The sequence below is a fragment of the Acinetobacter sp. AKBS16 genome, from assembly GCF_002899995.1.
Lineage (GTDB): Bacteria > Pseudomonadota > Gammaproteobacteria > Pseudomonadales > Moraxellaceae > Acinetobacter > Acinetobacter baumannii.
In genome coordinates, this window is record NZ_POYH01000006.1 from 1 (window position 1) to 25,431 (window position 25,431).

Sequence of the window (25,431 nt, forward strand, 5' to 3'; positions counted from 1 at the left end):
ATTCTCTAAACCACCTCATCATCAAATTCATCGCTTAAAGCAACTAATCTAATCACAAGTAACTGTTTTTCAACAAGTTTCTATCTGCATCACCGCCGATGGATGTGCATTATAGACCATTAATAACCCTTTGCAAGCGAAAATTAAAATTTAATGACTCGAGCGTTTATTTTTAAATCAAAGATAATATTAAGCCTTTGTTTTATATAAATAATTATTTTAATTTTTTATTTTTGACTTAAATAAGCCAGTATCATGCTCGATAATTCTCGCTTAAGTTGTTGTTCTGAGATAAGAAAATTGTTTTGGCTTACATAACGCATCATCGTAAAAAGCGTACTATTAATAATTACAAAGGACTTATGCTTCACCTGTTCGAAGTCCCATTGATGAGGATTTCTACTGAATGTATATAACCCTACTTCAAAAAAATGCTTTTCTAAAATCTGAGCGGCTTGCGAATGACTATAGTCATGCCAATGTTTCAACACTTCTATAAAAAATCCATGATCGGCTTTTAATGCATTAAATCCCAACTCTATTGCTAAGGGAATAAGCAGCTCTAAAGGAATGTTTTCTTGCTGTATAACTAATTCTTTAAGTTGTTGCCCCAACAATTCGCTTTTACGGCGCAATAGTTCTTCTATGATTTGATCTTTATTCTCAAAGTATTGATAAATCGAGCCAACACTTACTCCAGATTTCTCTGCAATTTTAGGCGTCGTCGTATGTAGTAATCCATACTGGGCGATACACTGCTGTGTCGCCTCTAAAATATGGTCAACAATAATTTTTGAACGCTGTTGCTGTGGGACTTTTCTCATCGTTTTTTATTCGTTAAATGCGAATTGAATGCGAATAATTATTCATATTAGCCTATTTATTACTCAGTTCAATAAGTAAGTAACGATATGCAAATGATTAGCCCGACTCGACTTGCTTCTTTTAATGACATGCAAGACAGTAATTTCTTTACTCAGTTTTTAAATATCTGTTGTGAAAAACCAGTACAACCAAGCTATACGGAATATGTGTCTTTACAACATGCCCTTTATGAAGGGGATATTGAAATGGACAAGGTGATTGATTGGGTTATGCAAAATCCCAAAGATCACCGAATAATTTTTGAGAAGATATTATTTCAAGGCCGTGATGAACTCTCTGAGCTTATACCTACTGAGTTAGAAAATTTCTTTAATTACATCGAACAAAAGCCTGAATGGTTAGATCAGCGCCAAATCGATGAGGCTGTTAAATTTACCCATCGTTTAGGAATAAATAATGGTTTTATTCTTAGAGATTTATCCTTAATGGCGGGATATTTATATCCGGGATTTAATCAACCCCTAATTTTAACGGGTGCATTAAAGAAAGAAGCGGGAACACGTTTAGCAGAAACCACAAAATGGTGGGTAGATATTACTGAACCCCAAGGGCTTTCTCGTTTGAGTGCAGGTTTTACGTCAACGATTTATGTTCGCTTTATTCATGCACTCGTTCGCCGGCAATTAAAAAAGTCTGACCGTTGGGATAGTGAGGTTTGGGGAATTCCTCTTAATCAATTTGATTTAGCAATGACTAATTTGGCTTTTAGCAGTGTCGTTTTACTCGGTATTAGAGCTTTAGGTATATGGCCAACAAAACAAGAGACAGGGAGTTTTTTACATTTCTGGCGTTATGTTGGTTGGTTAATGGGTATTGAGGAAAAATGGCTTATTCAGTCTGAACCTGAGGGTTGGAGGTTACTTTACTGGATGCAGTTTGCTCATCCTCGCTCCGATCACAGCAGTATTGAATTAGGATTGAGCTTGTCGAAAGAACCTTTTGAGAGAAAATATCTGCATTTACGCTCTTTACAGCAGAAACTTGCTTATCGACAACATTTAGAACTTACCCAATTTTTTATTGGTAAGAAAAGAATGAAACTACTCGGATTGCCTCAGCAATCTGCCTCATGGTTTGCTTATTATTTAATTGTGCGTAATTTACTACTTTATAATGGCGCAAAGCTTTCACCAAAAGTTGAAAAGTTTTTATCTAAATCAGGCCGTAATATACAAAAACTTGGCTTAACGCTTTATCAGAATCAAGGTAAGGCAAAAACCTTAGCAAGTATGCATCAATAATTCTGGAATCTAAAAAAGCAAAAAATGGAAGCCCGTTATCCAGACTTCCATTTTCAACTATTAAGAACCTTATTGAGTTGATGAACTATGCATTTCAGCGTGATTCATTTGCTCATGTGACTCCATCATCTGCTTCTTTTTTTGACTTGGCATGTAGTCAGGCTCATTGTTGATGGCCAAGTAAAAAATAATCATAAACAATACACTCAAGATAGAAGCCACAATAAGTAACTTCCATCCCCACCAAGACTGTTCAGGCGATAATTTATTAGTCATTTCATTTCTCTCATTAAATTAATAATTTCAGTTCTTTAATTCGCTAAAGCTTATTAAAACTTCATACTCATACGAACCCAGTAATTTCTTCCGATATTGTTAAACTGCTCTTCGCTCGCAAATCCAAAGCCTGCACTACCCGCTTTATTTAAGTGTTCGGTATAGGTCTTATCTAATACGTTATCGATGCCAACTGAGACATCAATATCTTTACGAAGGTTATAACTTCCGTTTAAAGAAAGTGTTGAGAAACCTTTACTTGGTTTTAGGTCATATCCCACGATATTACCTTGATGTAGACTCACACGGTTTTGCTCAGCAACAGCTCGCCATAACAGACCAAAGTTATATTTGTCAGCCACATAGCGAATATTTAAACGACCTTCTAAAGGTGAAATTTGAGGTAGAGGTTTGTCATCTGTGGTGTTTTTGCCCCACGCATACATCGCACTCAAATCTGCCTGAATACGGTCAGTGAATTGGTACCCAATACCCGCTTCTGCACCAGCGATGGTTGCATCGACATTTTTGGCTCCCGCAGTAATATCATGGCTCATATCATGTCCATCCATTCCCATACTTGGGTGATGGTGGTAACTCATTAATATGTAGTCATCTACTAAACCTGCATAGGCAGAAGCCCATGTGTTTAAAGCACCATGTTGTTGCTGAAAACCCAGGTCCACCTGTAGTGTTTTCTCAGGATTCACACCGTTAAAAGTATTGGTTGAACCCGCATTACCATGTTTAGGCGAGAAAAGTTCCCAATAATCAGGCATACGCTCTACATAACCTAAACCAATATAACTTTTTAGGTCATGCTCAGGATGTTGATTTTCCCAGCGAACAAATGCGCTTGGCAAAGTCTTTTCAAGCTTCGTGTTAAAGCCTTTTGCTTGAGAATCGGTACGTTCATCTTCAACTGTGACTCGATCTAAACGTGCACCTGTAACCAGCTTATTTTGATCGTTCCATTGATAACCAAGTTCACCAAAAGCACCGTATGATTGAAAATGCATATCTTGACGATATGGAACATTCATAGAAGGCATTGTTGGCGATGACATGCTGCCACCATGTTTATTAAATTGAGAGTCAACGCCTGTGATCAAACTCCATTTGTTCCATTCAGAAGTCATTGCCAAACGTGAGTTTAATGTACGGCGTGTCACCTGCATGGCCATTGCATTTGGCATCAGCATGGTCATACCACCATGATTCATTTCAACTAATGGTGGTGTACGCAAGCTAAAGTTATCCATAATATGGTCGTTATAGCTATAGTTCACCTGCCCTTCAATTTTCTTGATCACATCAGTGATATTTTTCTTTTCAAAACGAAGCCCTAAACTTTCACGCGCAAATTGAGATCCGTCCATTGAACGTCCAGCATAAAGCGATTCACCATCAGATTTCCCACCCGTGATTTCGACCCACGTGTTTTCATCTGGAGTAAAGCCAAGCGCTACATCAGCATTCCACTTTTTCCATGCTGATGGAACTGTATTGCCATCACCATCTTGATAACTATTCGACTCTGAACGGTTAGCATTTAAACGGATATATTTTTTCTCATCGCCAACGGCCGCTTCAATATTATGGTCAATACGCCCATATGAACCTAGTAAGACACTCGCTTGACCGCGATAGGGTTTTTCAGAGGTAAGCTTTTCAGGCTGACGTTCAAATAGAACTGTTGCAGCTGAACCAGTATTGGCATATTGAACCGTTTGTGGCCCCTTAATCACAGAAATCCGGTCATAACTTTCTGGAGAAATATAAGAAGTTGGAGCATCCATTCGGTTTGGGCAGGCACCCAAGTTCTCTGTGCCATCCGTTAGAATTTTAATACGTGAACCAAACATACCTCGGAATGTCACATCACCATTTGTTCCACCGCTTTGTATCGAGTTAAAACCCATAATACTTTGCAGATAGTCTGCGCCATCTGTGGCAGGGACTGGCTGAATCGGTTGCTTTGGATCTGCGTGTACGATCAGACCATTTGCATCATTGCCTTGCTGTGCTGTAACAACAATAGGTGCTAATGAATGAAGTGTGTTGGTTTCGGCATCATTTTTTTCTGATTCGGCAAACACTAGACCCGAATGAGAGACAGCAAGCATCGCAACCCATAAAGGTTGTAGTAAAAATTTAGAATGTGGCATTTTTTATACGCTCTAAAACATAAATAAAGTGATATCGAAGTCAGTTAAGACCCCAACAAAAATTGCTTTTATTTATGCAAATAGAGGCGGCGCACGTCCTTGCGGGAGTAGGAAAAGTCGCTGTAGCGCAAAGTAAACATGCCGGAAAGCTTGTTGATACGCGACTAAGCGAACTTGTATACGAACAAGCACCTCTTTTACGCCGAATTCAGGTGGTAAAACCAGATTGGCATAAACGGTACAATATTGACACTGATGGTTTGCATCATGGTGATCATGATGGTCAGGTACTTGCGCCTGTTCGATATGATGCTGGTGATGTGAATGGTGCATGGCATGTGACATGGCTTCCGTCTGTGCTTTTGGTTTAAGCAAAGCACGGGTAATAGTTTCACAGACCGGAGCAATTTGATATTGCTTCGGTAATAGCGGCTGTAGAAATACCGCAATCTGTAAAAATACTGCTGCACAGGCAAGCAGCAAACCACTACGAAAAACCAAAAATCACATCCACACTATATTGGTGTTTGAAAAATATTAACGTTTTACCGCAACTTTTTCACGTTCGCGTTGGCGAACAATTTTTTCGACTTTTTCACGCGCACGCTGACGCTTAAGTGGTGACAAATAATCCACAAACAATTTGCCATTTAAGTGATCCATTTCATGTTGGATACAAACAGCGAGAAGTCCGTCAGCTTCTATCTCAAATGCTTGACCTTCAAGGTTAATTGCCTCAATTTTCACGCGTGACGGGCGATCAACTTTGTCGTATATTTGTGGCACTGATAGACAGCCTTCTTCGTACGGCTGCGTCTCTTCAGTCAGCGGAGTTACTTTGGGGTTAATGAAAACCATAGGTTCATCTTTAGATTCAGACAAATCCATGACGATAAGCTGAATATGACGATCGACCTGAGAAGCTGCTAAACCGATACCTGGTGCCGCATACATGGTTTCAAACATATCTGCTGCAAGTTGACGAATTTCATCAGTAACTTCTTCAACGGGCTTAGCAATGGTACGAAGACGGGGATCAGGAAAACTTAAAATAGGTAATAAGGCCATACTGTCGTCCTCACTTATGCCATTGATTGAAAAACCAAATGAAGGAAATACTTCATCGAAAAATTGTGTGTAAGCCGCCCATTATAACGCAACTGCACACATAATTTTTAGGAATTATCATAATGAAAAAGGTTTTTAACGGCATGGTTAATTTTCATGCCTTGGGGATAAAGAAGCATTTACTTGCCTTGGCGCTCTGTACAGGTGTCGCAATCGGTACGATAGCAGAGGTTCATGCAACCAGTCCGAACCATAATCCACCCTCACTTAAAAGTAATGCACCCAATGTATATGTTGTAAAACGTGGGGATACTTTATGGGATATTTCAGAACATTTTCTAAATAAACCATGGCGTTGGCCTGAAATCTGGGCGAGCAACCAACATGTTAAAAATCCACACTGGATCTATCCGGGTGACCGATTACTATTATGTAGCCTAGATGGGCGTCCTTTAGTCGGTAAAGATGAGGGCGATGGTTGTGTCGGTATTATTCGCCGCTATACAGGTCAAACCACAAACCTACAACCACAAGTTCGCGTCGAAGCATTAAATAATAGCGTTCCGGTTATTCCACTTGAACATATTAAACAGTGGTTAGAGAACAGTACTATTTTACCAGCCGACTCAATTACCAACACACCTTATATTGTTGGTACAGCCGATCAACGTGTACTTGCAGGAAAAGGCCAGACTATTTATGCACGAGGACAAGGCTTAATTAATGGGCAGCGTTATGCCGTCTACCGAGAAGGTGAACCTTACTATTTCACAGACAATAAAGGTAAAAAGCATAGTTTAGGGATTGAGCTACTACAGGTTGCTTCAGGTGTTGCGGTATCTTCTGAAAAAGATATTACTACATTAGAACTAACAGATAGTTATAACGCTGAAGTACGTCGTGGCGATCGTGTTATGCCTGAAGAGCAAGCTACTTTGCCAACATTATTTTACCCAGTAGATGCGAAGCAAGTGACGGATGGTGGCAAGATTATTCGTGTCATGGGTTCAATTGGTAGAGCTGCAAAAAATAGTGTAGTGACTTTGGATCGCGGTACAACTCAGGGCATTCAAGTAGGTCAAGTTTTTGATATTACTCAACAAGGTGAATCAATTCGCGACCCTAAAACTAAAGAAGTAATTCAACTTCCTGGCCAACAAATTGGCAGTCTAATGGTTTTTAGAACTTTTGATCAGCTAAGTTATGCTTATGTTTTAGAGAGCGATTTACCAATTAAAGTTGGTTCAAGCATTCAGCCACCTCAATTTAATGATTAATGCTGGATGTACCTTTTACAATGCTCACTCAACTTTCTTCACACCACTACCACACACTTAAAGTGTGGTATTTGGTGCAGCACTCTTTAGTTAGCTTTAAAAAAATTATTGATTATTTTGGAAATTGTGAAAAAGCCACTCAACCTGATGGTTTAGCAAAGTGGTCCTCTCTGGGGCTACATGCTAATCACTTAAAGCGTGTAAACGAATTTCAAACGCCCCAAGGTCAGGCGCAGTTTGAACAACTTGTACAACAAGTTCGTCAGCATACGGATTTTATTTTAACGGCAGGTGACTCAGGCTACCCCTCTCAATTACTTCCTTATACAGATTATCCACCTATTATTTTTGGGAAAGGTCAAGCGCAAGCTTTATTGCAACCTCAGATTGCGATTGTCGGTAGCCGAAAACCAAGCCCACATGGACGACAGGTCGCTTATGATTTTGCTTACTACTTAAGTGAAAAGGGCTTTTTCATTAGTAGTGGTCTGGCTTATGGCATTGATGAAGCCGCACATCAAGGTGCATCTACTCATCAACGTACCATTGCAGTGACGGGTACGGGCTTAGACACTACTTATCCAGCTCAAAATAAAAAACTTGCAGAACATATTTTGGCTCAAAACGGCGCCATTATTACTGAGTTTTTACCGGGTACACCGCCATTACAACAGCATTTTCCACGTAGAAACCGAATTGTCAGCGGTTTGAGTTTAGGCGTTTTGGTGGTAGAAGCGACATTAAAAAGTGGCTCACTCATCACGGCCAATAAAGCTGCTGAACAAGGTAAAACCGTATTCGCGATTCCGGGCCATATTTATAGCGAGTTTCATCAAGGATGCCATCAACTTATCCGTGAAGGTGCAATTTTAATCGACCATCCTGAACAGATTATTGAGGATCTTGCTTTACCAACCCAATGGCAAAGTCAGCAACAAAATCAAACTGAAGAAGCTAATACGAATACTCCAGAAATTCCTGAGCATTTGATTGACCTTTATCAGTCTTTAGACTGGGTGGGACAAAATATTGACCAACTTGTAGTTCACCATAATATTCCAGTTTCTGAACTGACCTCTTCACTAATGGAACTAGAACTACTCGGTTTATGTATGCAACAATCAGGGCTGTATTTACGTTGTCGTTCTTAGTATTAGAGCGCACAATAGCGATTCTGTTTGATTGAAAGGAAAGTATTACCATGATTACGACCTCAGTGACCGAAGCAGCCGAATGTTTACAACAAGGTCAAGTTTTGGCATATCCAACTGAGGCAGTCTGGGGACTAGGCTGTGATCCATTTAATGAACAAGCTTTTCAAAAAATTCTTGAATTGAAACAGCGCCCTATTGAAAAGGGCGTCATTTTATTGGCTGGCCATATTAGTCAAGTAGAACATCTACTAACTTCCTTACCGCAAACTACTCAGCAAGAAATTATTGATTGCTGGACAAACCATCAACCCTCAGAAAGAGCCACAACTTGGCTATTACCTGCTGATCAACACATTCCCTCATGGATTAAAGGCGAGCATCCTCTTGTTGCAGTACGTGTAACGACACATCCTTTATGTGTCGCTTTATGCAATGCTTTTCATGGTTTTATTGTATCGACGAGTGCCAACCCTAGTGGACAAGAACCTGCACATTCTTTACAAGATGCCTGCCAATACTTTGGTTCACAATTAAACTATCTCAATGGTGATTTAGGCCAAAGCCAACAGCCAAGCCGCATCATTAACGCCTTAACTGGTGAAGTGATACGTCCTTAATTCCAGACAAAAAAAAGCTCAGTTATATAGGGATAACTGAGCATAAAAAAGGATGGGTATATACCACATCCAGAGGGTTTGGATATCTCTGGAACGAAAGAAAAATTGCTTAAAAGAGCATCTTTCGTAGTGGTCGCTATTATGTGGCAAGAGACTTAATGTGAGAAATATATTATTTCTCTAAAAAAAGCATGAAAAGTGTAGGGAATTTGGCGTTTTTAGCAGTTGAATTAAAATTATATTAATATTTTTATTGGCCTTTTTTAATATTTATGTTACACAATCTTTTCATAAATATATTTATAAATCATATAGAAAAGCTTAGATTGATAAAAAACTGGCATATTTTCATCACTTTTTTTAAAAATATGCCATAGTTTTTTTATGATTCTTAATTTTGCTCTGGCAAAAGATCTGATTTTTTAGAATTAACCTTCTTTTGTGCCATGATAATGCCCACCAGAATCATAATTCCGCCGAAGGTGTGATATATGGTCCATTGTTCAGATAACCAGATACTTGCAATAATGGCGGTGAACACTGGCACAAGATTCATAAAGATACTGGTTCTATTTGGCCCAAGTTGTTGTACGGCTAACATCCAAACTAACGGCGCAATTAAAGAAGCAAATACACCGGCATAAATTGCACTTGGTGCATTTTGTGCATTTAAGGCATCCAGACCAAACCAGAAAATTAAAGGAAGATGGAACAGCACGGAAAACCCAATCTGAACGTATAAGCTTGTCATAATTGGAAGTGGAAGCTGCCATTTCTTTAAGAAAACTCCATAAAATGCATAGAAAAACACAGCAATAATCATCAATGCATCGCCAAGGTGCCCACCACCACTTAAAAGCTTATTAATATTTCCTTGGGACATAACGTATAGCAGACCAGCAAAAGACAAAATACTGCCAAAAACTGCAAAGCGATTAGGCACATCTTTTAAAATGGCAAGCGAAACAAAGATCGTAAAGATGGGAATAAATGCATTCACAATCCCCATATTGGTTGCACTAGTATAATGGGCAGCCGTATAAGCCAAGCCTTGATAAAGCACCATCCCAAATGCACTTAACACAGCAAGCTTAGGTAAATAGGGTATTACTAGTCGTCTTTGTCTCCAAACAGACAAAAACATAAATGGAGTCAAAATAATAAAAGCGATTAACCACCGATAAAAGCTGATACTTACCGGAGAAATATAGTCCGAGACATAGCGGGTGACTACAATATTTAAAGACCAAATCAGTACTGCCAGAATGGGAAAAATAAATGCCCATTTGTGATATTTCATGACCTGACTCATAGTAATACACCAACTACAAAAGAGACTTTATTTTGAAGAATGTCTTAATAAATTGAAATATCGTATTTCCGACATTAATATTGAACTTAAGACATCATTTATTTTTTAAAATAATGTCCAAGCTTTCATGGCATGTTCTACCACTTTATGTAATTGTTCAGTACTTGCACCATCTCTAGCCTGAATGGTAAGCCCCTGAATAACAGTCGCATAAAAATCAGTCATTTCTTGCAAAGGGGCATTAGTAGGCAAATCGCCCTGCTCTACACCTTGTTCAAGACGTTTTAATAACTTTTCTTTGGTCTTTATTCGCTTATCTAAAAGATTTTGCTGTACCTCTTGTGTGGCATCAGAACAGTTCATAGCAGCGACTACCAACATACAGCCAGCTGGCTTATTGGGTTGAACCAATCGTTTTACATTGTCATAAAGATATAACTCAAAAGCGATTTTTGCAGTTTTTGCCTCTAAAAATATCGTTTCAATAGGACATGCTTCATGAGCGAGATAATAGTCAATACTTTTGTAAAACAAACCTGCCTTATCGCCAAAAGCACTATATAGGCTCGGCGCTGTAATTTCTAAAGCATGTGTTAAGTCACTAATAGAGGTTGCTTCATAGCCATGTTCCCAAAAAAGTAACATAGCTTTCTCTAACACTTGCTGCTCATCAAAGCATTTAGGACGTCCACGCTTCTTTTTTAACGTGTCCTCATTAACAAGATCTGTTTCATGCCTATTTGTCATAAAGATCACATCTATTTTTATAACAATCGTTATTAAATTAATTGACGTTCAATTTTTTATCAACTATTTTATTTTCATAATGATCGTTAGTTAATTATAAATTTGCCTTTCTTCACTTCGAATTTAGCAAAGTAAGGATTTCTTTATGGACCAATCTACTACTTCTAAAGCACGACCCATGACTTCCACACAAGGGAGCTGGTTTGCTATTTTGGCTGTTGCCATCGCAGCCTTTGCCTTGGTAACGAGTGAATTTTTACCTGTTGGTGTCTTAAATAGTGTTGCAGCCGATTTACACATTTCTGTAGGTACAGCAGGTCTTATTATTACAGTACCCGGCATTATGGCAGCGATTGCAGCCCCACTATTACCCGTTTCAGTAAAGCAACTTGACCGCCGTTATGTGCTTATTTTACTGACTGCTATTATGGTGATTGCCAATACCATTACGGCTTTTGCAGAAAACTTTCATGTTCTATTGTTGAGCCGTTTGATTTTAGGGATTTCGATTGGTGGATTCTGGGCAACAGCAATTGCCTTAAGCGGTAAGCTCGCACCTGCAAATTTACCTATTGCTAAAGCAACTGCTGTAGTAATGGCTGGTGTAACTTTCGCCACTGTACTAGGTGTACCGATTGGAACATGGTTAAGTGAGTTTTACGGGTGGCGCAGTGCCTTTGGAATTACAGCTGCTATCGGTCTTGTTGTATTAGTGCTTCAGCTTATTTTCTTACCAAAACTTTTACCAGAGTCAGCAATACATATTCGTGATTTACCTGCATTATTACGCACACCTAAAGCACGTAGCGGCATGCTTATTGTTTTATTAATTGGGCTTGCTCACTTCTGTGCATATAGTTATTTAGCCCCTTTCTTTAAAAATGTAGCCGGGTTTAATGGCACAACTATTAGCTCATTATTATTGCTTTACGGAATAGCCGGTATTTTTGGAAATGCATTTGCAGGGTACAGTGGTAATTTAAATGTTCGGTATACCTTAGCTTTCGTTGGAACATGTTTTGCCATTGTATTCTTTGGCTTCCCAATCTTTGCTATCCATGAGTTTGGTGCCATTGTCCTTACAGCATTATGGGGCTTCGCATTTGGTGCCTTCCCTACCTCTGCCAATATTTGGATGTTTGTACACGCACCTCATGCTGTAGAAAAAGGTATGCCGCTTTTTGTTGGTATGTTCCAAGTCATGATTGCTACAGGATCATTATTAGGTGGTTATGTAGTTGATCATTTCAATGAAAATACTTTAATTTATGGGGTATTAAGCTTCGTTGCTTTAGCTTTAATTAGTACATTTACCTTAGCCAAAGGTTTAAACAATCCCAAAGCAACATGTGAAAATTAGAATATTACTTAGAGTAGACCCATGAAAAATGAGGACCAACAATTTTCTTTATTGGAGAGTATAGAAGTTCATGAATTTCTATACGAAAAAGAAGATATTGTTCGTCCTCATGCTTCCCTATGGGGAGATTTTAATTTTAGTTTAAATGGTATTTTAGAAATACAGGTAGAAGAGCAAATATACTTGTCTCCTCCAAGCTATGGGCTTTGGATTCCCCCTCAAACGGTTCATCAATCTACCCATATCGATCATGAAATTCATTATATCTGTATTCGTTTACACCCTCGGCTTTGCTCTATTTTAGGAGATATTTGCCGATGCTTTAGTATTCAGCCCTTCTTTCGGACCTTAGTTTTACAAATATTGGAACAGCAAAAACAAACGGAAAAGCCTGAATATTTAGAACATCTTTTACAGGTTTTATTCGATCAATTACAACAAGCACCCGCCTATTCTCATTATTTACCACAAACACGGCATCCTGTTTTACTGCCAATTTTAGAAAAGCTTTCAGACCCATTACTTTTTAATCTCTCTTTACAGCAGCTACTTCAGAACTTTTCTGTCAGTGATCGTCATTTACTACGCTTAAGCCAACAAGAACTACAACTTTCACTATCCGAATGGCGTAATCGAGCCAAAATTGTTTACGCCATTCATCAGATCCGTCAAGGAACACCGATTAAACGCCTAGCATACGATTTAGGATATCAACACAGCTCAAGTTTTATCGAATTTTTTAAAAGATATACAGGCCAAACACCTGTTCAAATCAGAAATAATTAGATAGTAAAACTGCTTTTGTATATCTTTTTATTTTTTGAACACGAATATTATTGCACTACTCAAGAATAGCAGTTAAAACAAATGCGTTACTTGATATCAATTACAATCTTCAGGAAAGACTCATGACTCAATCTGTATATCATATTCCAGTAAAAGCTATTTCAGGCGAAACGGTTGACCTTGACCAATATAAAGGGAAAGTTTTATTAATCGTAAACACAGCGTCTAAATGTGGTTTAACTCCACAATACGAAGGCTTAGAAAAGCTGTATCAAGCAAAGAAAGATCAAGGTCTTGAAATCTTAGGCTTCCCTGCAAACAACTTTAAAGAACAAGAACCTGGTTCGGATGAAGAAATTCAACAGTTCTGCTCATTAAACTACGATGTTCATTTCCCACTTTTCTCTAAAATCTCTGTAGCTGGCGAAGATAAACATCCACTTTATCAAGCGCTAACAACAGCTCAACCAGAACGCATTGGAGAAGGCCCTTTCCGTGAGCGCTTAGAAGGTTTAGGTATTCCTACTAGCCCTGCCCCTGAAGTGTTATGGAATTTCGAGAAATTCCTAGTAAATAAAAACGGTGAAGTTGTTGCGCGTTTTGCACCTAACTTAACAGCAGACGATGAACAAATTGTAAAAGCAGTTGAAGCAGAATTAGCTAAATAATTTTTGCATCAAACTAATAAAAGGAGTGCTATAGCACTCCTTTTTTATTGTCTACTCAAAATGTTGTTCATTTGCAACAATACCTTATTTCTACATATTTTATGCATATAGTACCTACTTGCTTCAGTTGGTATTGTTTGTAGTTATGAAAAAAGTTTTACAAGGTGCATTTTTCCCATTTGTGATTTTTGCTTCAGGTATGTTGTTACTTGGATGTGATCAGGCACAAGACCACGCAAAGGAACAAGAATCCGTTCAGACTAACGATCAAATATCAGAACAAGCTGATGACTCTCAACAAGAAATCACAGCTACACAAAATAAAACTGAATTAAAAAATGGTAATGTTTTTTATATCGTTCGTGATGCCGCTAACTTACAGTTAAAGGCTGGCGACTATATCGAAAAGCTCAAGGACACTCAACTTGACGTTGAACAAGCTATTCAAGATAAAGATCAGCATGAGCTAAAAACAACTGTGACGACTTTGAAAGCACAGTTAGAAGGTTTAAACCAAGCTTTGCTTGGTTTAGATATCAGAAGTCAGGAAGTTGAAAATATTCGTCAAAGCCTATTACAGGCAAACCAGCAAGCTTTAAGCATGCCTTTATTAAATGGGAAATTAGAGCAAATTAATTTCGACCAAATTGAAAAGCAACTTAATACCATCCAAATGGATATGGTCAAGCTCGCTGCTATGATTATGGCAGGAGATGAAAAATCAGATTCAAAAACTGATTCTTAATTTTCTTTTTAGCAATAAAAAAAGCCACCGAAAGGTGGCTTTTTCAATCTCGAACCGCGTCTTATTGAGCGCGGTTTTTGATTTTACGGATAGTTTCAAGCTGTGCAGCGGTTTCTGCCAAGGCAGCCAACGCAGCAGCTGAGTCCAAATCACTCTTTTGGTTTGCAAGCAATTGTTCAGCATTTTTACGTGCTTCTAAAATTGCAGCTTCATCCAAATTGTCAGCACGGATTGCAGTATCTGCAAGAACCGTCACAACATGAGGTTGAACTTCTAAAACACCGCCAGATACATAGACGATTTCTTCTGTACCATTTTCCAACAGAACACGAATCGGGCCCGGTTGAAGCAAGGTTACAAGTGGAGCGTGACCAGGCAAAATACCAAGTTCACCACCTGCACCTTTCGCGATTAACATCGTCACTGCGCCAGAGTAAATTGACTCTTTAACACTTACGACATCACATTGCATAGTCGCCATGAGATGATCTCCTTAAATTAGAGTTTCTCAGCTTTAGCAATCACTTCGTCAATACCACCAACCATATAGAACGCTTGTTCTGGGATGTGATCGTATTCACCAGCTAATAGACCTTTAAAGCCACGAATCGTTTCTTTAAGTGGTACTAATTTACCAGGAGCACCAGTAAATACTTCAGCTACGTGGAATGGTTGAGAGAAGAAACGTTGGATTTTACGCGCACGGTAAACAACCAATTTATCTTCTTCTGCCAATTCATCCATACCCAAGATTGCGATGATGTCTTTAAGCTCTTTATAGCGTTGCAATACGTTTTGTACTGCGCGCGCAATTTCATAGTGCTCTTGACCAACAACTAATGGGTCTAACTGACGTGAAGTTGAGTCAAGTGGATCGATCGCTGGATAGATACCAGAAGATGCGATGTCACGGCTCAATACTACTGTTGCGTCTAAGTGAGCAAATGTAGTTGCAGGCGATGGGTCTGTTAAGTCATCGGCAGGTACATATACTGCTTGGATCGAAGTGATCGAACCAGACTTAGTAGATGTAATACGCTCTTGAAGAACACCCATTTCTTCTGCAAGTGTAGGTTGGTAACCTACCGCAGATGGCATACGACCTAACAATGCTGATACTTCAGTACCTGCAAGTGTATAACGGTAGATGTTGTCGACGAATAATAATACGTCACGACCTTTACCGTTTTCGTCTTTTTCATCACGGAAGTATTCAGCCATAGTCAAACCAGTTAACGCTACGCGTAAACGGTTACCTGGTGGCTCGTTCATCTGACCGTAGACCATTGCTACTTTGTCAAGAACGTTAGAATCTTTCATTTCGTGATAGAAGTCGTTACCTTCACGAGTACGCTCACCAACACCAGCAAACACAGATAAACCTGAGTGTGCTTTCGCGATGTTGTTGATCAATTCCATCATGTTAACGGTTTTACCAACACCAGCACCACCGAATAAACCAACTTTACCACCTTTCGCAAACGGGCAAAGTAAGTCAATTACTTTAATACCAGTTTCTAAAAGGTCAGTAGAAGCTGCTTGTTCAGCATAAGAAGGCGCTTGACGGTGAATCGGCAAACGTTCTTCAGTCGCAACAGGACCTGCTTCATCGATAGGACGACCTAAAACGTCCATGATACGGCCAAGAGTGGCTGTACCAACTGGAACAGAGATCGGTGCGTTTGTGCTAGTTACAGTAAGACCACGTTTAAGACCTTCTGTAGAACCCATTGCGATGGTACGAACAACACCATCACCAAGTTGTTGCTGAACTTCTAAAGTAGTTTCAGTACCGTCAACTTGGAGAGCGTCATAGATCTTTGGAACGCTTGTGCGCTCAAACTCGACGTCGATAACCGCGCCGATGATCTGAATGATACGACCGCTACTCATTGCTGTCTCCTCAATTCAAACTTAATAATGTTAAACGGCAGCGGCACCACCAACGATCTCAGAGATTTCCTGAGTAATCGCGGCTTGACGCAGCTTGTTATAGATGAGTTGTAAGTCTTTGATAAGCTGACCTGCGTTATCTGTCGCTGCTTTCATTGCGACCATACGTGCAGATTGCTCACATGCGACGTTTTCAATCACACCTTGATAAACCATAGACTCGATATAGCGAACTAATAAACCATTTAGCAATTCTTCTGCTTCTGGTTCATAGATGTAATCCCAACCATAAGTACGGTTGAGGTCATCGCCTTCTTCTGCTGGTGCTAAAGGAACAAGTTGCTCAACTTTAGGCTTTTGTGTCATTGCATTGACGAAACCATTTGATACGAGATAGATACGATCTAATTCGCCTTTATCAAATGCATCAAGCATAACTTGCACTGAGCCAGTTAACTGTTCCAAACTAGGGGCATCACCAATTTGAGTGGTTGCACCCAGCACTTTACCGCCGTAATTCTTAAAAAACGAAACCGCTTTTTGACCAATCAAAGCAAATTGAACTTCAATTGACTGCTCTTGTTGTGCTTTGACATGCTGCACAACTTTCTTGAACAAGTTAATGTTCAAACCACCTGCCAAACCGCGATCTGAAGATACAATGATGTAACCAACACGCTTAACTGGGCGGTCCACCATATAACGGTGTTTGTATTCAGGGTTTGCTTGTACCAAGTGAGCAATTACACGGCGCATATTATCGGCATACGGACGGCCCTGAGCCATGCGCTCTTGCGCACGACGCATTTTTGAAGCAGCTACCATTTGCATCGCGCGAGTAATCTTTTGCGTGCTCTTGATACTAGCTACTTTGGCGCGAATTTCTTTTAAATTTGCCATACGCTTAACCTAGTATTCGAAAGCCCTTTCGAGCTTCCGAAGGTTGATCCGTGAACCAAACTTAACTAAAACTGAACTTAGTAAGTTTGAGTCGCTTTAAAGCTTTCAATACCAGCTTTGATTGCTGCTTCGATGTCTTTGTTGTAGTCACCAGTTTCATCGATTTGTTTCATCAACGGAGCATATTCTGAACGGAAGTAAGCAATTAACGCAGCATCAAAGTCTACGATTTTCTTAACTTCTACGTCAGCCATATAGCCTTCGTTAGATGCATAAACAGAAACAGCTTGGTCAGCAATTGAGTAAGGAGCATATTGTTTTTGCTTCATTAACTCAGTTACACGTTGACCATGTTCAAGTTGTTTACGAGTTGCTTCATCAAGGTCAGAAGCAAACTGAGCAAACGCAGCCAATTCACGGTATTGCGCTAAAGCGGTACGGATACCACCAGACAATTTTTTGATGATCTTAGTTTGAGCAGAACCACCAACACGAGATACAGAGATACCCGCGTTCACAGCAGGACGGATACCTGCGTTGAATAATGATGTTTCTAAGAAGATCTGACCGTCAGTAATCGAAATTACGTTTGTTGGTACGAATGCAGATACGTCACCTGCTTGAGTTTCAATAATTGGCAATGCAGTTAAAGAACCAGTTTTACCAGTTACTGCGCCATTAGTGAATTTCTCAACGTATTCAGCAGATACACGTGAAGCACGTTCAAGAAGACGTGAGTGAAGATAGAATACGTCACCTGGATACGCTTCACGACCTGGTGGACGACGTAAAAGCAATGAAATTTGACGGTAAGCAACAGCTTGCTTAGACAAATCATCATAAATGATAAGAGCGTCTTCACCGCGGTCACGGAAGTATTCACCCATTGTACAGCCAGAGTACGGAGCTAAATACTGCATTGCAGCAGGATCAGCAGCCGCAGCAGCGACAACAGTTGTATACGCCATAGCGCCAGTTTCTTCTAGCTTACGTACAACGTTTGCAATTGTTGATTGTTTTTGACCAATCGCAACGTATACACATTTAATGCCAGAGTTTTTCTGAGCGATAATCGCATCGATCGCCATTGCTGTTTTACCAGTTTGACGGTCACCAATAATCAACTCACGCTGACCACGACCCACAGGAATCATGGTATCAACTGATTTATAACCAGTTTGAACAGGTTGGTCTACAGATTGACGCCAAATTACACCTGGTGCTACTTTTTCAACAGCATCAGTTAATTTTGCATCAATTGGGCCTTTACCATCAATTGGGTTACCCAAAGCATCTACGACACGGCCAAGAAGTTCAGGACCAACTGGAACTTCTAAAACACGACCTGTACAACGAGCTTTTTGACCTTCTTGAAGGCTTAGGTAGTTACCTAAAACAACGGCACCCACTGAATCCTGTTCTAGGTTCAGTGCCATACCAAATAAGCCGCCGTCGAATTCGATCATTTCACCGTACATTGCATCAGCAAGACCGTGAATACGCACGATACCGTCGGATACCATAACAATGGTACCTTCGTTTTTAGCGGTCGCGCTGGTGTCCAGATCTCCGATACGCTGTTTAATGAGCGCACTGATCTCGGATGGATTCAGTTGTTGCATTGCGCTATTCCTCAATCTTTTATTAGTTCAGTCTTCATCATTTGCATTATGCAAGAAGACGAGTACGCATTTTTTCAAGCTTGTTAAGCGCAGAATCATCTATCACTTGATCGCCTGCACGAATTACAACACCTGCAATAAGCTCAGGTTTAACTTCAACTGAAACAGTTACTGTGCTGTTAAAACGCTTTTCTAAAGCAGATTTCAACAGTTGCTCTTGTTCAGCAGTTAACGGGAAAGCCGATTCAATCACGACATCCACATTGTTGTTATTCTGTGATTTAAGCTGTTCATATTCTGCTGCAATTTCAGGTAACAACACTAATCGATCGTTATCTGCAAGAAGTGTCAAAAAGTTAGACACTGCTTGAGACTGATCTTCACCTAAAACTTTAGCAAAAAGCTTCACTTGCTCCGCAGGAGTAAGTTCAGGGCGATTTAAATAAGCGGAAAATGCTTCGTCTTGCACCGCAGCACTGAGCACTTGTAACGCATTCGACCAATTGTCTGTTGCACCTTGCTCAGAAGCATAAGCAAATGCTGCTTTGGCATACGGACGTGCCAACGTCAAGAGTTCAGCCATAATTCGCCTCGCTTAAAGTTTAGCAGCCAGCTGAGACAGCATGGCGTTATGAGCTTCTGCATCAACTTGTTGGTTCAGGATCTTTTCTGCACCAGTTACTGCCAAGGCAGCTACTTGTTGACGTAATTCTTCGCGAGCAGAATTGATTTCTTGATCAACAGCTTCTTTAGCCTGTTGACGAATACGCTCACCTTCAGCCGCAGCTTGAGTACGAGCTTCTTCGATCAATTGCGCTGCACGACGGTTCGCTTGTTCGATCAATTGAGCCGCTTGTGCTTTAGCCGCATCAAGCTCTTGCTTTACTTGCGCTTGTGCATCGGCAAGGTCAGCTTTCGCTTTTTCTGCTGCATTTAAGCCATCAGCGATTTTGCGCTGACGCTCACTAATCGCATTGATTAGTGGTGGCCAAACAAACTTCATGCAGAATGCGACAAAAAACGCAAACGCAATCGCTTGACCAATCAATGTGAGGTTGATATTCATTGCAATTCCTCAAATAGTGGATTTAGGAATTAAGCTGATTAACCTACAAATGGATTAGCGAAGATGAAGAACAAGCCAATACCAACACCGATCATAGGCACAGCATCAAGAAGACCCGCGATTAAGAACATACGAGTTTGAAGTTGTGGAGCTAATTCTGGTTGACGAGCAACAGCTTCTAAAAAGCGACCACCCAAAAGACCAAAACCAATCGCAGTACCCAAAGCACCGAAAGCGATCAAGATAGCAGATGCAATTGCAACTAGACCTAAAGTGAGTTCCATGAAAAATTCCTCAGAGGTTAGGTTATTACCAAATTAAATTAAAAAAATTCAGCCCAACCATCGTTTGACAGTTAGGCAATACCATTAATGTTTTTCGCTTGCCATGCTCAAGTAAACGATGGTAAGCATCATAAAGATGAATGCCTGCAACGTGATTACAAGAATGTGGAAGATCGCCCAAGGCACAGATAACGCCCATTGAATCCAGAACGGCAATAATGCGATCAGGATAAAGATCAACTCACCGGCATACATGTTACCGAATAGTCGGAGAGCCAATGAAATAGGACGAGCAAGGAATGTTACCAATTCCAAAATCAAGTTCACTGGAATAAGCAACGCTTTTGCAACTGGATTACTTGGGTTAAATGGGTTAAGTGCCAACTCGCCTACGAAACCGCCAACACCCTTTTCGCGGATGCTGTAGAACAAGATAAGTACAAACACAGATAAAGACATACCAAGGGTAATGTTTGGATCTGTAGATGGAACGATCTTGAAGTAAACGTGGTGAGGGTCCATACCAAATACGTTAGCACCCACAAATGCAGCAACTTGAGGAATCCAGTCAACTGGGATCAAGTCCATTAAGTTCATGAGGAAAATCCACACGAAAATAGTGAGTGCAAGTGGAGCGATTAAACGTGATTTGCCATGAAAAGTATCACGGACACTTGAGTCAACAAACTCAATGATCATTTCAATTGCAGATTGGAATTTTGTTGGAACGCCAGCATTTGCAGCTCTCGCAACTATCCAAAATAACAAACAGAAAATCACACCAAGGCCAATTGACCAACCCATTGAATCCAAGTGAATTGCAGTGAACCCCATCGAATGAGCTTCTTCAGCAGTCTCAGCCAATTTCCATGTACCATCTGGCATTTTGCCATAGGTCATATTGGTCAAGTGATGCTTGATATACTCTGTCGAAGTGAGGGCATGTTCTTCAGCAGCCATAAATCACACCTGGTCAATGTCAATTACTAAAAAGAAGGGAAACGAACATCGGCGTACTGTCGATATCTCGCCACCCTCCAAAAAATCTTCAATTCTTCTTGTTTCTATACCCGTTTTTGTAGACGTGACACCCAAAAAGGAGCAACCCACGACATCGCTTGAACGAGAATAAAACCAAACAGCAATGCTAACGGTGATAAAGGTTTAACATTGCTCAAAATCAAAATAAATCCAACGATCATGATTGCAAATTTGCCTAACATGCCCCTATACATGTTAGACAGCACTTGTTTAGATGCTCTCGCACCTGCCGTTCTGAAGGATTGCCACGCAAAATAGCTCGTAGCAAGCCAGCAGACCAATGCACCAAGTGCCGCACTTAATGCTGCTGTCATGTCTTTTATGCTCCACGCCACAAGTGCGGAAACAGGGATCATGCATGCTTGTAAGAAGACCAAAGCTTTTGCTAATCGTCGGTCAATCAAGCGACTAGTTTGGCTCATTTTTATCCACTCACAGCATAAATGCTTGACAAGTTTAGCTGATGATCGCTTTTAATCGCAGGCATTATAGAGTTACACCCCTGAACATGCAATCTTTTCCCGACTTTAGTCGGGGTTTTTCGTGACAGGTGGTGCTGACGCTACAGTCAGCCTTTGTTTACTTTTTATCTCACTTTTGCGTATTTAATACACATTTATCAGTTTTTATCGCCAGTTTCTTCCATGCTGTTACAAAATTATCTTCATTATTCATACTTTCATCAACGGGTTGGAAGGTAATACTACCCAGTTTTTGATATTGCCCTTTTGTTGTAAAACTTTCTGCAAGTAAACACATCTGAGCTTTTGGTCGACTATCATTAAGGTACTTTATTTGTGCCGCTGTAGGAGCTACATGCGGATCATCCGTTAAAGCACCCGCAAACTTTAAGTTTAGCGAACGCTCCAAATATTGATAAGCATCATGATAAGACCAATACGGTTTACCGTTGCTTGAGCTATCGTAAGCTTGAGCCGCCTGCAACATATTTCGTGCAAATGTATTTGCATTATTCCAATACTTCGCTTTGTTTTCAGGATGCTGTTGTGAACGTAAAGCTGCAATAAAAAAGCCAATACGTACTGCATTGTTTGGTTCTAGCCAGACATGCGTATCCACAGTATTTGGTAACGCAGCCCCACGTGTATTGCGCTGCGGCAAAATAGAAAGAATACCGCTATCTAACAAAGCAATTGCTTTCTTATTGTTACTTAGCAATTTGTTGAGCGGAGCTTCATGAGCTTTTCCTAACCAGATCACTAAAGAAGCATCGTTAATTGCTTTACGATGTGCTGGTGTTAACTGTACATCATGCCCACTTTGCCCTTGAAGCAATAACTGGGGTTCTTCAACTCCTTTGGTAATTTCTTTTGCAATCAAATAGATTGGGTGCGTAGAGACAACCAAACCCTGACTCCAACCTAACGTACTCATAAGAGAGAACATACTGAAAACAAAAACGCGGAACATGACAGACCATCAATTAGTAATAGCTCGAAGCATGTTATAATATAACAAAGTTACAAAAATACCTAAGATTAATCGAATGAAGCACCGCTTCATGCTAATATTCCATTAAAAATTTGAGGTTATGTCTATGAGTTCTTGCATGCATGAACATCATGATTCTTTGCATGGTGTACATGATCACCATAATGTCGCAAGTCGTTTAGCTGAAGCAGAAACTTTATGTACTGCGGTCGGTGCACGCCTTACGCCTTTGCGTAAAGAAGTTCTTGAACTCATTTTAAATGCTTCAGGTCCTATGGGTGCCTATGACTTATTAGCACGTATTAAAAGTCAAACAGATCGCCCTGCCGCCCCTCCTACTGTTTATAGAACTTTAGACTTTTTATTAGAAAAGGGTCTTATTCATCGCTTAACATCTATTAATGCTTATATACCATGCTGTCACCCACGTGAAGGTCATCAGGCTGCATTCCTGATTTGCACCGAATGTCACACGGTTAAAGAAGCATCTTCACAAGGTCTAACCCAACAACTTGACCAACTTGCAGCTTTAGATGATTTCGCAGCACAACACAGCATTATAGAAATTTCGGGGAAATGCCAGCAGTGCCGCACAGCTCGCTAAATCCTGTTTTGATTCAACTTGAACAGGTCTCTGTTCATCGTGATCAGCGGGATATATTAAAAAAAGTTGATTTTGCTCTGCATGAAAATGAAATTGTGACCTTAATTGGTCCTAATGGCGCAGGTAAATCAACTTTAATTAAAGTTCTACTTGGTATTTTAAAGCCAAGTAGTGGACGCGTCATAAGCAATAAAAAACTAAAAATGGCTTATGTGCCTCAGAAATTTAATCCATCTCATAGTCTTCCTTTACGGGTACAAGATTTATTAGATCTGGAAAAGTGTAGCCCTGCCCTTCGTCAGGAAATTATTCAAGACACCGGTATTACCAAACTACAACAATCAAAAGTTCAGCAACTTTCTGGTGGAGAGCGCCAACGTGTACTGCTCGCACGTGCTTTACTTAGAAAGCCAGATATCCTCGTTCTTGATGAACCCATGCAAGGCTTAGATATTCAATCAGAAGCTGAGCTTTATGAATATGTACGTAGTCTGCCGGAGCGTTATGGTTGTACTATTTTAATTGTTTCCCATGATTTACAGTGGGTCATGCAGGGAACTCAACGCGTTGTCTGTTTAAACAAGCATATATGCTGTAGCGGCTTACCAGAAAGTATTCAGCAGCATCCTGAATACCAAGCAATATTCGGTACTCAGCGAGTTTTCTATCAACATCATCATGATCACTGTGCGCATGGTGACGCTGCTCACCCCTGCCCTCACAATAGCAGACCTCACATTCACCCGGAACCGGAAGCTTAAGCCATGATGGAATGGTTACAATTATTGTTACCCGCATGGATTATGGGAACCTTATTAGTCTTTTTGACTGCACCACTTGGTTGTCTCATGCTATGGAGACGTATGTCTTTTTTTGCAGATACCATGGCACATGGAACCTTACTTGGGGTAGCAATTGCTGGTGCTTTAAGCCTTCCCCTCTGGCTTGGCGTGGCAGGTACAGCTATTTTATTAGTCGCTATTTTATGGGCACTACATGACAATCGTTTACCGAACGATGCTTTGCTTGCCCTATGCTCAGCAACATTACTATGTAGTGGCCTCCTGTTTATTCAACATGTTCCAAGTTTAAGACCGGAGCTTTTAAGTTATTTGTTTGGTGACTTGCTGAGTATTGACTGGCCAGATCTGCCTATTTTTACATTAATTATTGCAGTATCACTCGCCATTCTTTATCGCTATTGGCAACCACAAATTCAAATTGCCATTGATCCAGACATTGCAATTAGTGAAGGGGTAAATGCGAAATGGCAGCGTCTCATTTTTATGTTACTGCTAGCCTTATTTACAGTATTAGCTTTACGTGCAGTAGGTTCACTTTTAATGGGGGCACTACTGGTTATTCCAGCGTTGAGCGCTCGACTACTCGCTCACTCACCAAAGCAGATGGTTATTTGGGCCTTTGTTTTAGCTCAACTCGGTGTCAGTGTTGGCCTATGGTCAAGCGCAGCACTTAATATCTCGACTGGCCTCAGTATTGTTTTATGTATGGCGTTGAGTTTTGCACTTATCTTTATGGTTCAAAAAATCAAAAATCAAACTCAAGCGGCCTAAATCAGGCTGCTTGATGGACCGTACTTAGCAATAACGCTGCACAACTAAACATGACAGCAAAACCACGGTTCAAATATTTTTGTTGCTTAGGAGAACGTAGCAATCTTAAAACTTTTGAAGCTAGCCCTGTATAACCAGCCATTACAATCAAATCAATCGTAACCATAGTAGCTGCCATAATCAGGTATTGTATCCATTGAGGTTTGCTTAAATCTAAGAACTGAGGCAAAACTGCCAATAGAAATACAATCGCTTTAGGGTTACTGATATTGACCACAAATCCATTTAACAGCAGAGCAGAAACAGATTTATCCTTTTTTTCGTGTTGAATCTCTATGTCTTTTACAGGTGCTGTCCACTGTAAATAAGCTAAATACAATAAATAGGCTACCCCGAACCACTTAACGGCTTGAAAAGCCAACGGGGTCGTTGCGAATAGAACACCTACACCCGCAGCTACAATCATGATTTGAATTAACAAGGCGATTTGCAAACCGATCGCATTCCAATAGCCATGTCTAAAGCCATAATTTAAGCCGCTCGACATAGAAGCAATTGCCCCTGCTCCCGGAGAAATACTAATGACCCAACAGGCCAACATATAAGCAAACCAAACTTGCAAAGACATAGCGAAATAGATAATAAAAGTGGAATTATACCGTTTTATAAAACTATCGTGGCGATAATTCAA

General features: G+C 40.2%; 28 protein-coding genes and 1 pseudogene. 11 read left to right on the plus strand and 18 right to left on the minus strand.

Annotated features, from left to right (window positions below; genetic code table 11):
• Positions 1-253: 253 nt before the first annotated feature.
• Positions 254-824 (minus strand): annotated as a pseudogene (locus C1642_RS00560) (TetR/AcrR family transcriptional regulator).
• 87 nt (positions 825-911) lie between these two features.
• On the opposite strand from C1642_RS00560, the gene C1642_RS00565 reads away from it, so the two are divergent.
• Positions 912-2,126, plus strand: a complete 1,215-nt coding sequence (locus C1642_RS00565; protein ID WP_103235756.1) for an oxygenase MpaB family protein — start codon at positions 912-914, stop codon at positions 2,124-2,126.
• Between the two features lie 69 nt (positions 2,127-2,195).
• On the opposite strand, the gene C1642_RS00570 is transcribed toward C1642_RS00565, so the two are convergent.
• The 4 genes from C1642_RS00570 to def all read right to left on the minus strand — a co-directional run bounded on the left by C1642_RS00570 (position 2,196) and on the right by def (position 5,638).
• The gene (locus tag C1642_RS00570) at positions 2,196-2,402 is read right to left on the minus strand and encodes a hypothetical protein (RefSeq protein ID WP_021510391.1); all 207 of its coding nucleotides are present in this window, start codon (positions 2,400-2,402) and stop codon (positions 2,196-2,198) included.
• Between the two features lie 53 nt (positions 2,403-2,455).
• The gene (locus C1642_RS00575) at positions 2,456-4,570 is read right to left on the minus strand and encodes a TonB-dependent copper receptor (protein ID WP_103235757.1); all 2,115 of its coding nucleotides are present in this window, start codon (positions 4,568-4,570) and stop codon (positions 2,456-2,458) included.
• Positions 4,571-4,642: 72 nt separating this feature from the next.
• Positions 4,643-5,071 (minus strand): DUF2946 family protein, encoded by a 429-nt coding sequence (locus C1642_RS00580; RefSeq protein ID WP_000231981.1) that lies wholly within the window; start codon positions 5,069-5,071, stop codon positions 4,643-4,645.
• A gap of 36 nt (positions 5,072-5,107) precedes the next feature.
• The gene (gene def, locus C1642_RS00585) at positions 5,108-5,638 is read right to left on the minus strand and encodes a peptide deformylase (RefSeq protein ID WP_001196539.1); all 531 of its coding nucleotides are present in this window, start codon (positions 5,636-5,638) and stop codon (positions 5,108-5,110) included.
• A gap of 122 nt (positions 5,639-5,760) precedes the next feature.
• On the opposite strand from def, the gene C1642_RS00590 reads away from it, so the two are divergent.
• The 3 genes from C1642_RS00590 to C1642_RS00600 are packed head-to-tail and all read left to right on the plus strand — an operon-like array spanning position 5,761 to position 8,686.
• The gene (locus tag C1642_RS00590; protein ID WP_086266906.1) at positions 5,761-6,915 is read left to right on the plus strand and encodes a LysM peptidoglycan-binding domain-containing protein; all 1,155 of its coding nucleotides are present in this window, start codon (positions 5,761-5,763) and stop codon (positions 6,913-6,915) included.
• Positions 6,916-6,935: 20 nt separating this feature from the next.
• On the plus strand, positions 6,936-8,066 hold the full coding sequence (gene dprA / locus C1642_RS00595) for a DNA-processing protein DprA (RefSeq protein ID WP_103235766.1): 1,131 nt from the start codon (positions 6,936-6,938) through the stop codon (positions 8,064-8,066).
• Between the two features lie 50 nt (positions 8,067-8,116).
• Positions 8,117-8,686, plus strand: coding sequence for an L-threonylcarbamoyladenylate synthase (locus C1642_RS00600; RefSeq protein WP_000633612.1), 570 nt, complete (start codon positions 8,117-8,119; stop codon positions 8,684-8,686).
• A gap of 391 nt (positions 8,687-9,077) precedes the next feature.
• Here the strand turns inward: C1642_RS00600 and C1642_RS00605 are convergent, their stop codons facing one another.
• Both C1642_RS00605 and C1642_RS00610 read right to left on the minus strand, forming a co-directional pair.
• Positions 9,078-9,998 carry a DMT family transporter gene (locus tag C1642_RS00605; protein ID WP_000084546.1) on the minus strand — a complete coding sequence of 307 codons (921 nt, stop codon included), beginning with the start codon at positions 9,996-9,998 and terminating at the stop codon, positions 9,078-9,080.
• Positions 9,999-10,103: 105 nt separating this feature from the next.
• Positions 10,104-10,754, minus strand: coding sequence for a TetR/AcrR family transcriptional regulator (locus tag C1642_RS00610; RefSeq protein ID WP_001984979.1), 651 nt, complete (start codon positions 10,752-10,754; stop codon positions 10,104-10,106).
• 136 nt (positions 10,755-10,890) lie between these two features.
• Between C1642_RS00610 and C1642_RS00615 the strand changes: the two genes are divergently transcribed.
• From C1642_RS00615 to C1642_RS00630, 4 genes are all read left to right on the plus strand, one after another.
• Positions 10,891-12,105, plus strand: a complete 1,215-nt coding sequence (locus tag C1642_RS00615; RefSeq protein ID WP_000372838.1) for an MFS transporter — start codon at positions 10,891-10,893, stop codon at positions 12,103-12,105.
• Between the two features lie 21 nt (positions 12,106-12,126).
• Complete coding sequence (locus C1642_RS00620) at positions 12,127-12,891, plus strand: AraC family transcriptional regulator (protein ID WP_000786954.1); 765 nt, start codon at positions 12,127-12,129, stop codon at positions 12,889-12,891.
• Positions 12,892-13,013: 122 nt separating this feature from the next.
• Entirely contained in the window at positions 13,014-13,559 is a 546-nt protein-coding gene (locus C1642_RS00625) for a glutathione peroxidase (protein WP_103235758.1), read from the plus strand.
• Between the two features lie 145 nt (positions 13,560-13,704).
• Positions 13,705-14,304, plus strand: a complete 600-nt coding sequence (locus C1642_RS00630) for a hypothetical protein (protein WP_000757144.1) — start codon at positions 13,705-13,707, stop codon at positions 14,302-14,304.
• Between the two features lie 61 nt (positions 14,305-14,365).
• On the opposite strand, the gene C1642_RS00635 is transcribed toward C1642_RS00630, so the two are convergent.
• The 10 genes from C1642_RS00635 to C1642_RS00680 all read right to left on the minus strand — a co-directional run bounded on the left by C1642_RS00635 (position 14,366) and on the right by C1642_RS00680 (position 22,541).
• Complete coding sequence (locus tag C1642_RS00635) at positions 14,366-14,785, minus strand: F0F1 ATP synthase subunit epsilon (RefSeq protein ID WP_000224542.1); 420 nt, start codon at positions 14,783-14,785, stop codon at positions 14,366-14,368.
• A 17-nt stretch (positions 14,786-14,802) separates the two neighbouring features.
• Positions 14,803-16,197 carry a F0F1 ATP synthase subunit beta gene (atpD, locus tag C1642_RS00640; protein WP_000094481.1) on the minus strand — a complete coding sequence of 465 codons (1,395 nt, stop codon included), beginning with the start codon at positions 16,195-16,197 and terminating at the stop codon, positions 14,803-14,805.
• A 30-nt stretch (positions 16,198-16,227) separates the two neighbouring features.
• Complete coding sequence (gene atpG, locus C1642_RS00645) at positions 16,228-17,097, minus strand: F0F1 ATP synthase subunit gamma (RefSeq protein ID WP_001284971.1); 870 nt, start codon at positions 17,095-17,097, stop codon at positions 16,228-16,230.
• Positions 17,098-17,174: 77 nt separating this feature from the next.
• Complete coding sequence (gene atpA / locus C1642_RS00650) at positions 17,175-18,719, minus strand: F0F1 ATP synthase subunit alpha (RefSeq protein WP_001186635.1); 1,545 nt, start codon at positions 18,717-18,719, stop codon at positions 17,175-17,177.
• Between the two features lie 46 nt (positions 18,720-18,765).
• The gene (locus C1642_RS00655; RefSeq protein ID WP_000818995.1) at positions 18,766-19,302 is read right to left on the minus strand and encodes a F0F1 ATP synthase subunit delta; all 537 of its coding nucleotides are present in this window, start codon (positions 19,300-19,302) and stop codon (positions 18,766-18,768) included.
• A gap of 12 nt (positions 19,303-19,314) precedes the next feature.
• Positions 19,315-19,785 (minus strand): F0F1 ATP synthase subunit B, encoded by a 471-nt coding sequence (locus C1642_RS00660; RefSeq protein ID WP_001024691.1) that lies wholly within the window; start codon positions 19,783-19,785, stop codon positions 19,315-19,317.
• A 38-nt stretch (positions 19,786-19,823) separates the two neighbouring features.
• The gene (gene atpE, locus C1642_RS00665) at positions 19,824-20,069 is read right to left on the minus strand and encodes a F0F1 ATP synthase subunit C (RefSeq protein WP_000424060.1); all 246 of its coding nucleotides are present in this window, start codon (positions 20,067-20,069) and stop codon (positions 19,824-19,826) included.
• 84 nt (positions 20,070-20,153) lie between these two features.
• Complete coding sequence (atpB, locus tag C1642_RS00670; protein WP_000718586.1) at positions 20,154-21,029, minus strand: F0F1 ATP synthase subunit A; 876 nt, start codon at positions 21,027-21,029, stop codon at positions 20,154-20,156.
• 104 nt (positions 21,030-21,133) lie between these two features.
• Positions 21,134-21,532 (minus strand): ATP synthase subunit I, encoded by a 399-nt coding sequence (locus C1642_RS00675; protein ID WP_000084237.1) that lies wholly within the window; start codon positions 21,530-21,532, stop codon positions 21,134-21,136.
• A gap of 169 nt (positions 21,533-21,701) precedes the next feature.
• Positions 21,702-22,541: a metal ABC transporter solute-binding protein, Zn/Mn family gene (locus C1642_RS00680; protein WP_000490209.1), complete on the minus strand. Its 840-nt coding sequence runs from the start codon at positions 22,539-22,541 to the stop codon at positions 21,702-21,704.
• Positions 22,542-22,668: 127 nt separating this feature from the next.
• On the opposite strand from C1642_RS00680, the gene C1642_RS00685 reads away from it, so the two are divergent.
• The 3 genes from C1642_RS00685 to znuB are packed head-to-tail and all read left to right on the plus strand — an operon-like array spanning position 22,669 to position 24,740.
• Positions 22,669-23,166, plus strand: a complete 498-nt coding sequence (locus C1642_RS00685) for a transcriptional repressor (RefSeq protein ID WP_000093118.1) — start codon at positions 22,669-22,671, stop codon at positions 23,164-23,166.
• Positions 23,139-23,927, plus strand: coding sequence for a zinc ABC transporter ATP-binding protein ZnuC (znuC, locus tag C1642_RS00690; protein ID WP_103235759.1), 789 nt, complete (start codon positions 23,139-23,141; stop codon positions 23,925-23,927). Before C1642_RS00685 ends, znuC begins: the two co-directional genes overlap by 28 nt.
• A gap of 3 nt (positions 23,928-23,930) precedes the next feature.
• Positions 23,931-24,740: a zinc ABC transporter permease subunit ZnuB gene (gene znuB / locus C1642_RS00695; protein ID WP_000970831.1), complete on the plus strand. Its 810-nt coding sequence runs from the start codon at positions 23,931-23,933 to the stop codon at positions 24,738-24,740.
• 1 nt (position 24,741) lies between these two features.
• Here znuB and C1642_RS00700 read toward each other — a convergent pair whose 3' ends face one another.
• Positions 24,742-25,368 (minus strand): LysE family transporter, encoded by a 627-nt coding sequence (locus C1642_RS00700; protein WP_000058354.1) that lies wholly within the window; start codon positions 25,366-25,368, stop codon positions 24,742-24,744.
• Between the last annotated feature and the right edge of the window lie 63 nt (positions 25,369-25,431).

Coding starts and splice junctions, on each gene's coding strand:
- C1642_RS00565 (WP_103235756.1), top strand. CDS start 912: ATGCAAATGATTAGCCCGACTCGACTTGCTTCTTTTAATGACATGCAA.
- C1642_RS00570 (WP_021510391.1), bottom strand. CDS start 2,402: ATGACTAATAAATTATCGCCTGAACAGTCTTGGTGGGGATGGAAGTTA.
- C1642_RS00575 (WP_103235757.1), bottom strand. CDS start 4,570: ATGCCACATTCTAAATTTTTACTACAACCTTTATGGGTTGCGATGCTT.
- def (WP_001196539.1), bottom strand. CDS start 5,638: ATGGCCTTATTACCTATTTTAAGTTTTCCTGATCCCCGTCTTCGTACC.
- C1642_RS00590 (WP_086266906.1), top strand. CDS start 5,761: ATGAAAAAGGTTTTTAACGGCATGGTTAATTTTCATGCCTTGGGGATA.
- dprA (WP_103235766.1), top strand. CDS start 6,936: ATGCTCACTCAACTTTCTTCACACCACTACCACACACTTAAAGTGTGG.
- C1642_RS00600 (WP_000633612.1), top strand. CDS start 8,117: ATGATTACGACCTCAGTGACCGAAGCAGCCGAATGTTTACAACAAGGT.
- C1642_RS00605 (WP_000084546.1), bottom strand. CDS start 9,998: ATGAGTCAGGTCATGAAATATCACAAATGGGCATTTATTTTTCCCATT.
- C1642_RS00615 (WP_000372838.1), top strand. CDS start 10,891: ATGGACCAATCTACTACTTCTAAAGCACGACCCATGACTTCCACACAA.
- C1642_RS00620 (WP_000786954.1), top strand. CDS start 12,127: ATGAAAAATGAGGACCAACAATTTTCTTTATTGGAGAGTATAGAAGTT.
- C1642_RS00625 (WP_103235758.1), top strand. CDS start 13,014: ATGACTCAATCTGTATATCATATTCCAGTAAAAGCTATTTCAGGCGAA.
- C1642_RS00630 (WP_000757144.1), top strand. CDS start 13,705: ATGAAAAAAGTTTTACAAGGTGCATTTTTCCCATTTGTGATTTTTGCT.
- C1642_RS00635 (WP_000224542.1), bottom strand. CDS start 14,785: ATGGCGACTATGCAATGTGATGTCGTAAGTGTTAAAGAGTCAATTTAC.
- atpD (WP_000094481.1), bottom strand. CDS start 16,197: ATGAGTAGCGGTCGTATCATTCAGATCATCGGCGCGGTTATCGACGTC.
- atpG (WP_001284971.1), bottom strand. CDS start 17,097: ATGGCAAATTTAAAAGAAATTCGCGCCAAAGTAGCTAGTATCAAGAGC.
- atpA (WP_001186635.1), bottom strand. CDS start 18,719: ATGCAACAACTGAATCCATCCGAGATCAGTGCGCTCATTAAACAGCGT.
- C1642_RS00655 (WP_000818995.1), bottom strand. CDS start 19,302: ATGGCTGAACTCTTGACGTTGGCACGTCCGTATGCCAAAGCAGCATTT.
- C1642_RS00660 (WP_001024691.1), bottom strand. CDS start 19,785: ATGAATATCAACCTCACATTGATTGGTCAAGCGATTGCGTTTGCGTTT.
- atpE (WP_000424060.1), bottom strand. CDS start 20,069: ATGGAACTCACTTTAGGTCTAGTTGCAATTGCATCTGCTATCTTGATC.
- atpB (WP_000718586.1), bottom strand. CDS start 21,029: ATGGCTGCTGAAGAACATGCCCTCACTTCGACAGAGTATATCAAGCAT.
- C1642_RS00675 (WP_000084237.1), bottom strand. CDS start 21,532: ATGAGCCAAACTAGTCGCTTGATTGACCGACGATTAGCAAAAGCTTTG.
- C1642_RS00680 (WP_000490209.1), bottom strand. CDS start 22,541: ATGTTCCGCGTTTTTGTTTTCAGTATGTTCTCTCTTATGAGTACGTTA.
- C1642_RS00685 (WP_000093118.1), top strand. CDS start 22,669: ATGAGTTCTTGCATGCATGAACATCATGATTCTTTGCATGGTGTACAT.
- znuC (WP_103235759.1), top strand. CDS start 23,139: ATGCCAGCAGTGCCGCACAGCTCGCTAAATCCTGTTTTGATTCAACTT.
- znuB (WP_000970831.1), top strand. CDS start 23,931: ATGATGGAATGGTTACAATTATTGTTACCCGCATGGATTATGGGAACC.
- C1642_RS00700 (WP_000058354.1), bottom strand. CDS start 25,368: ATGTCTTTGCAAGTTTGGTTTGCTTATATGTTGGCCTGTTGGGTCATT.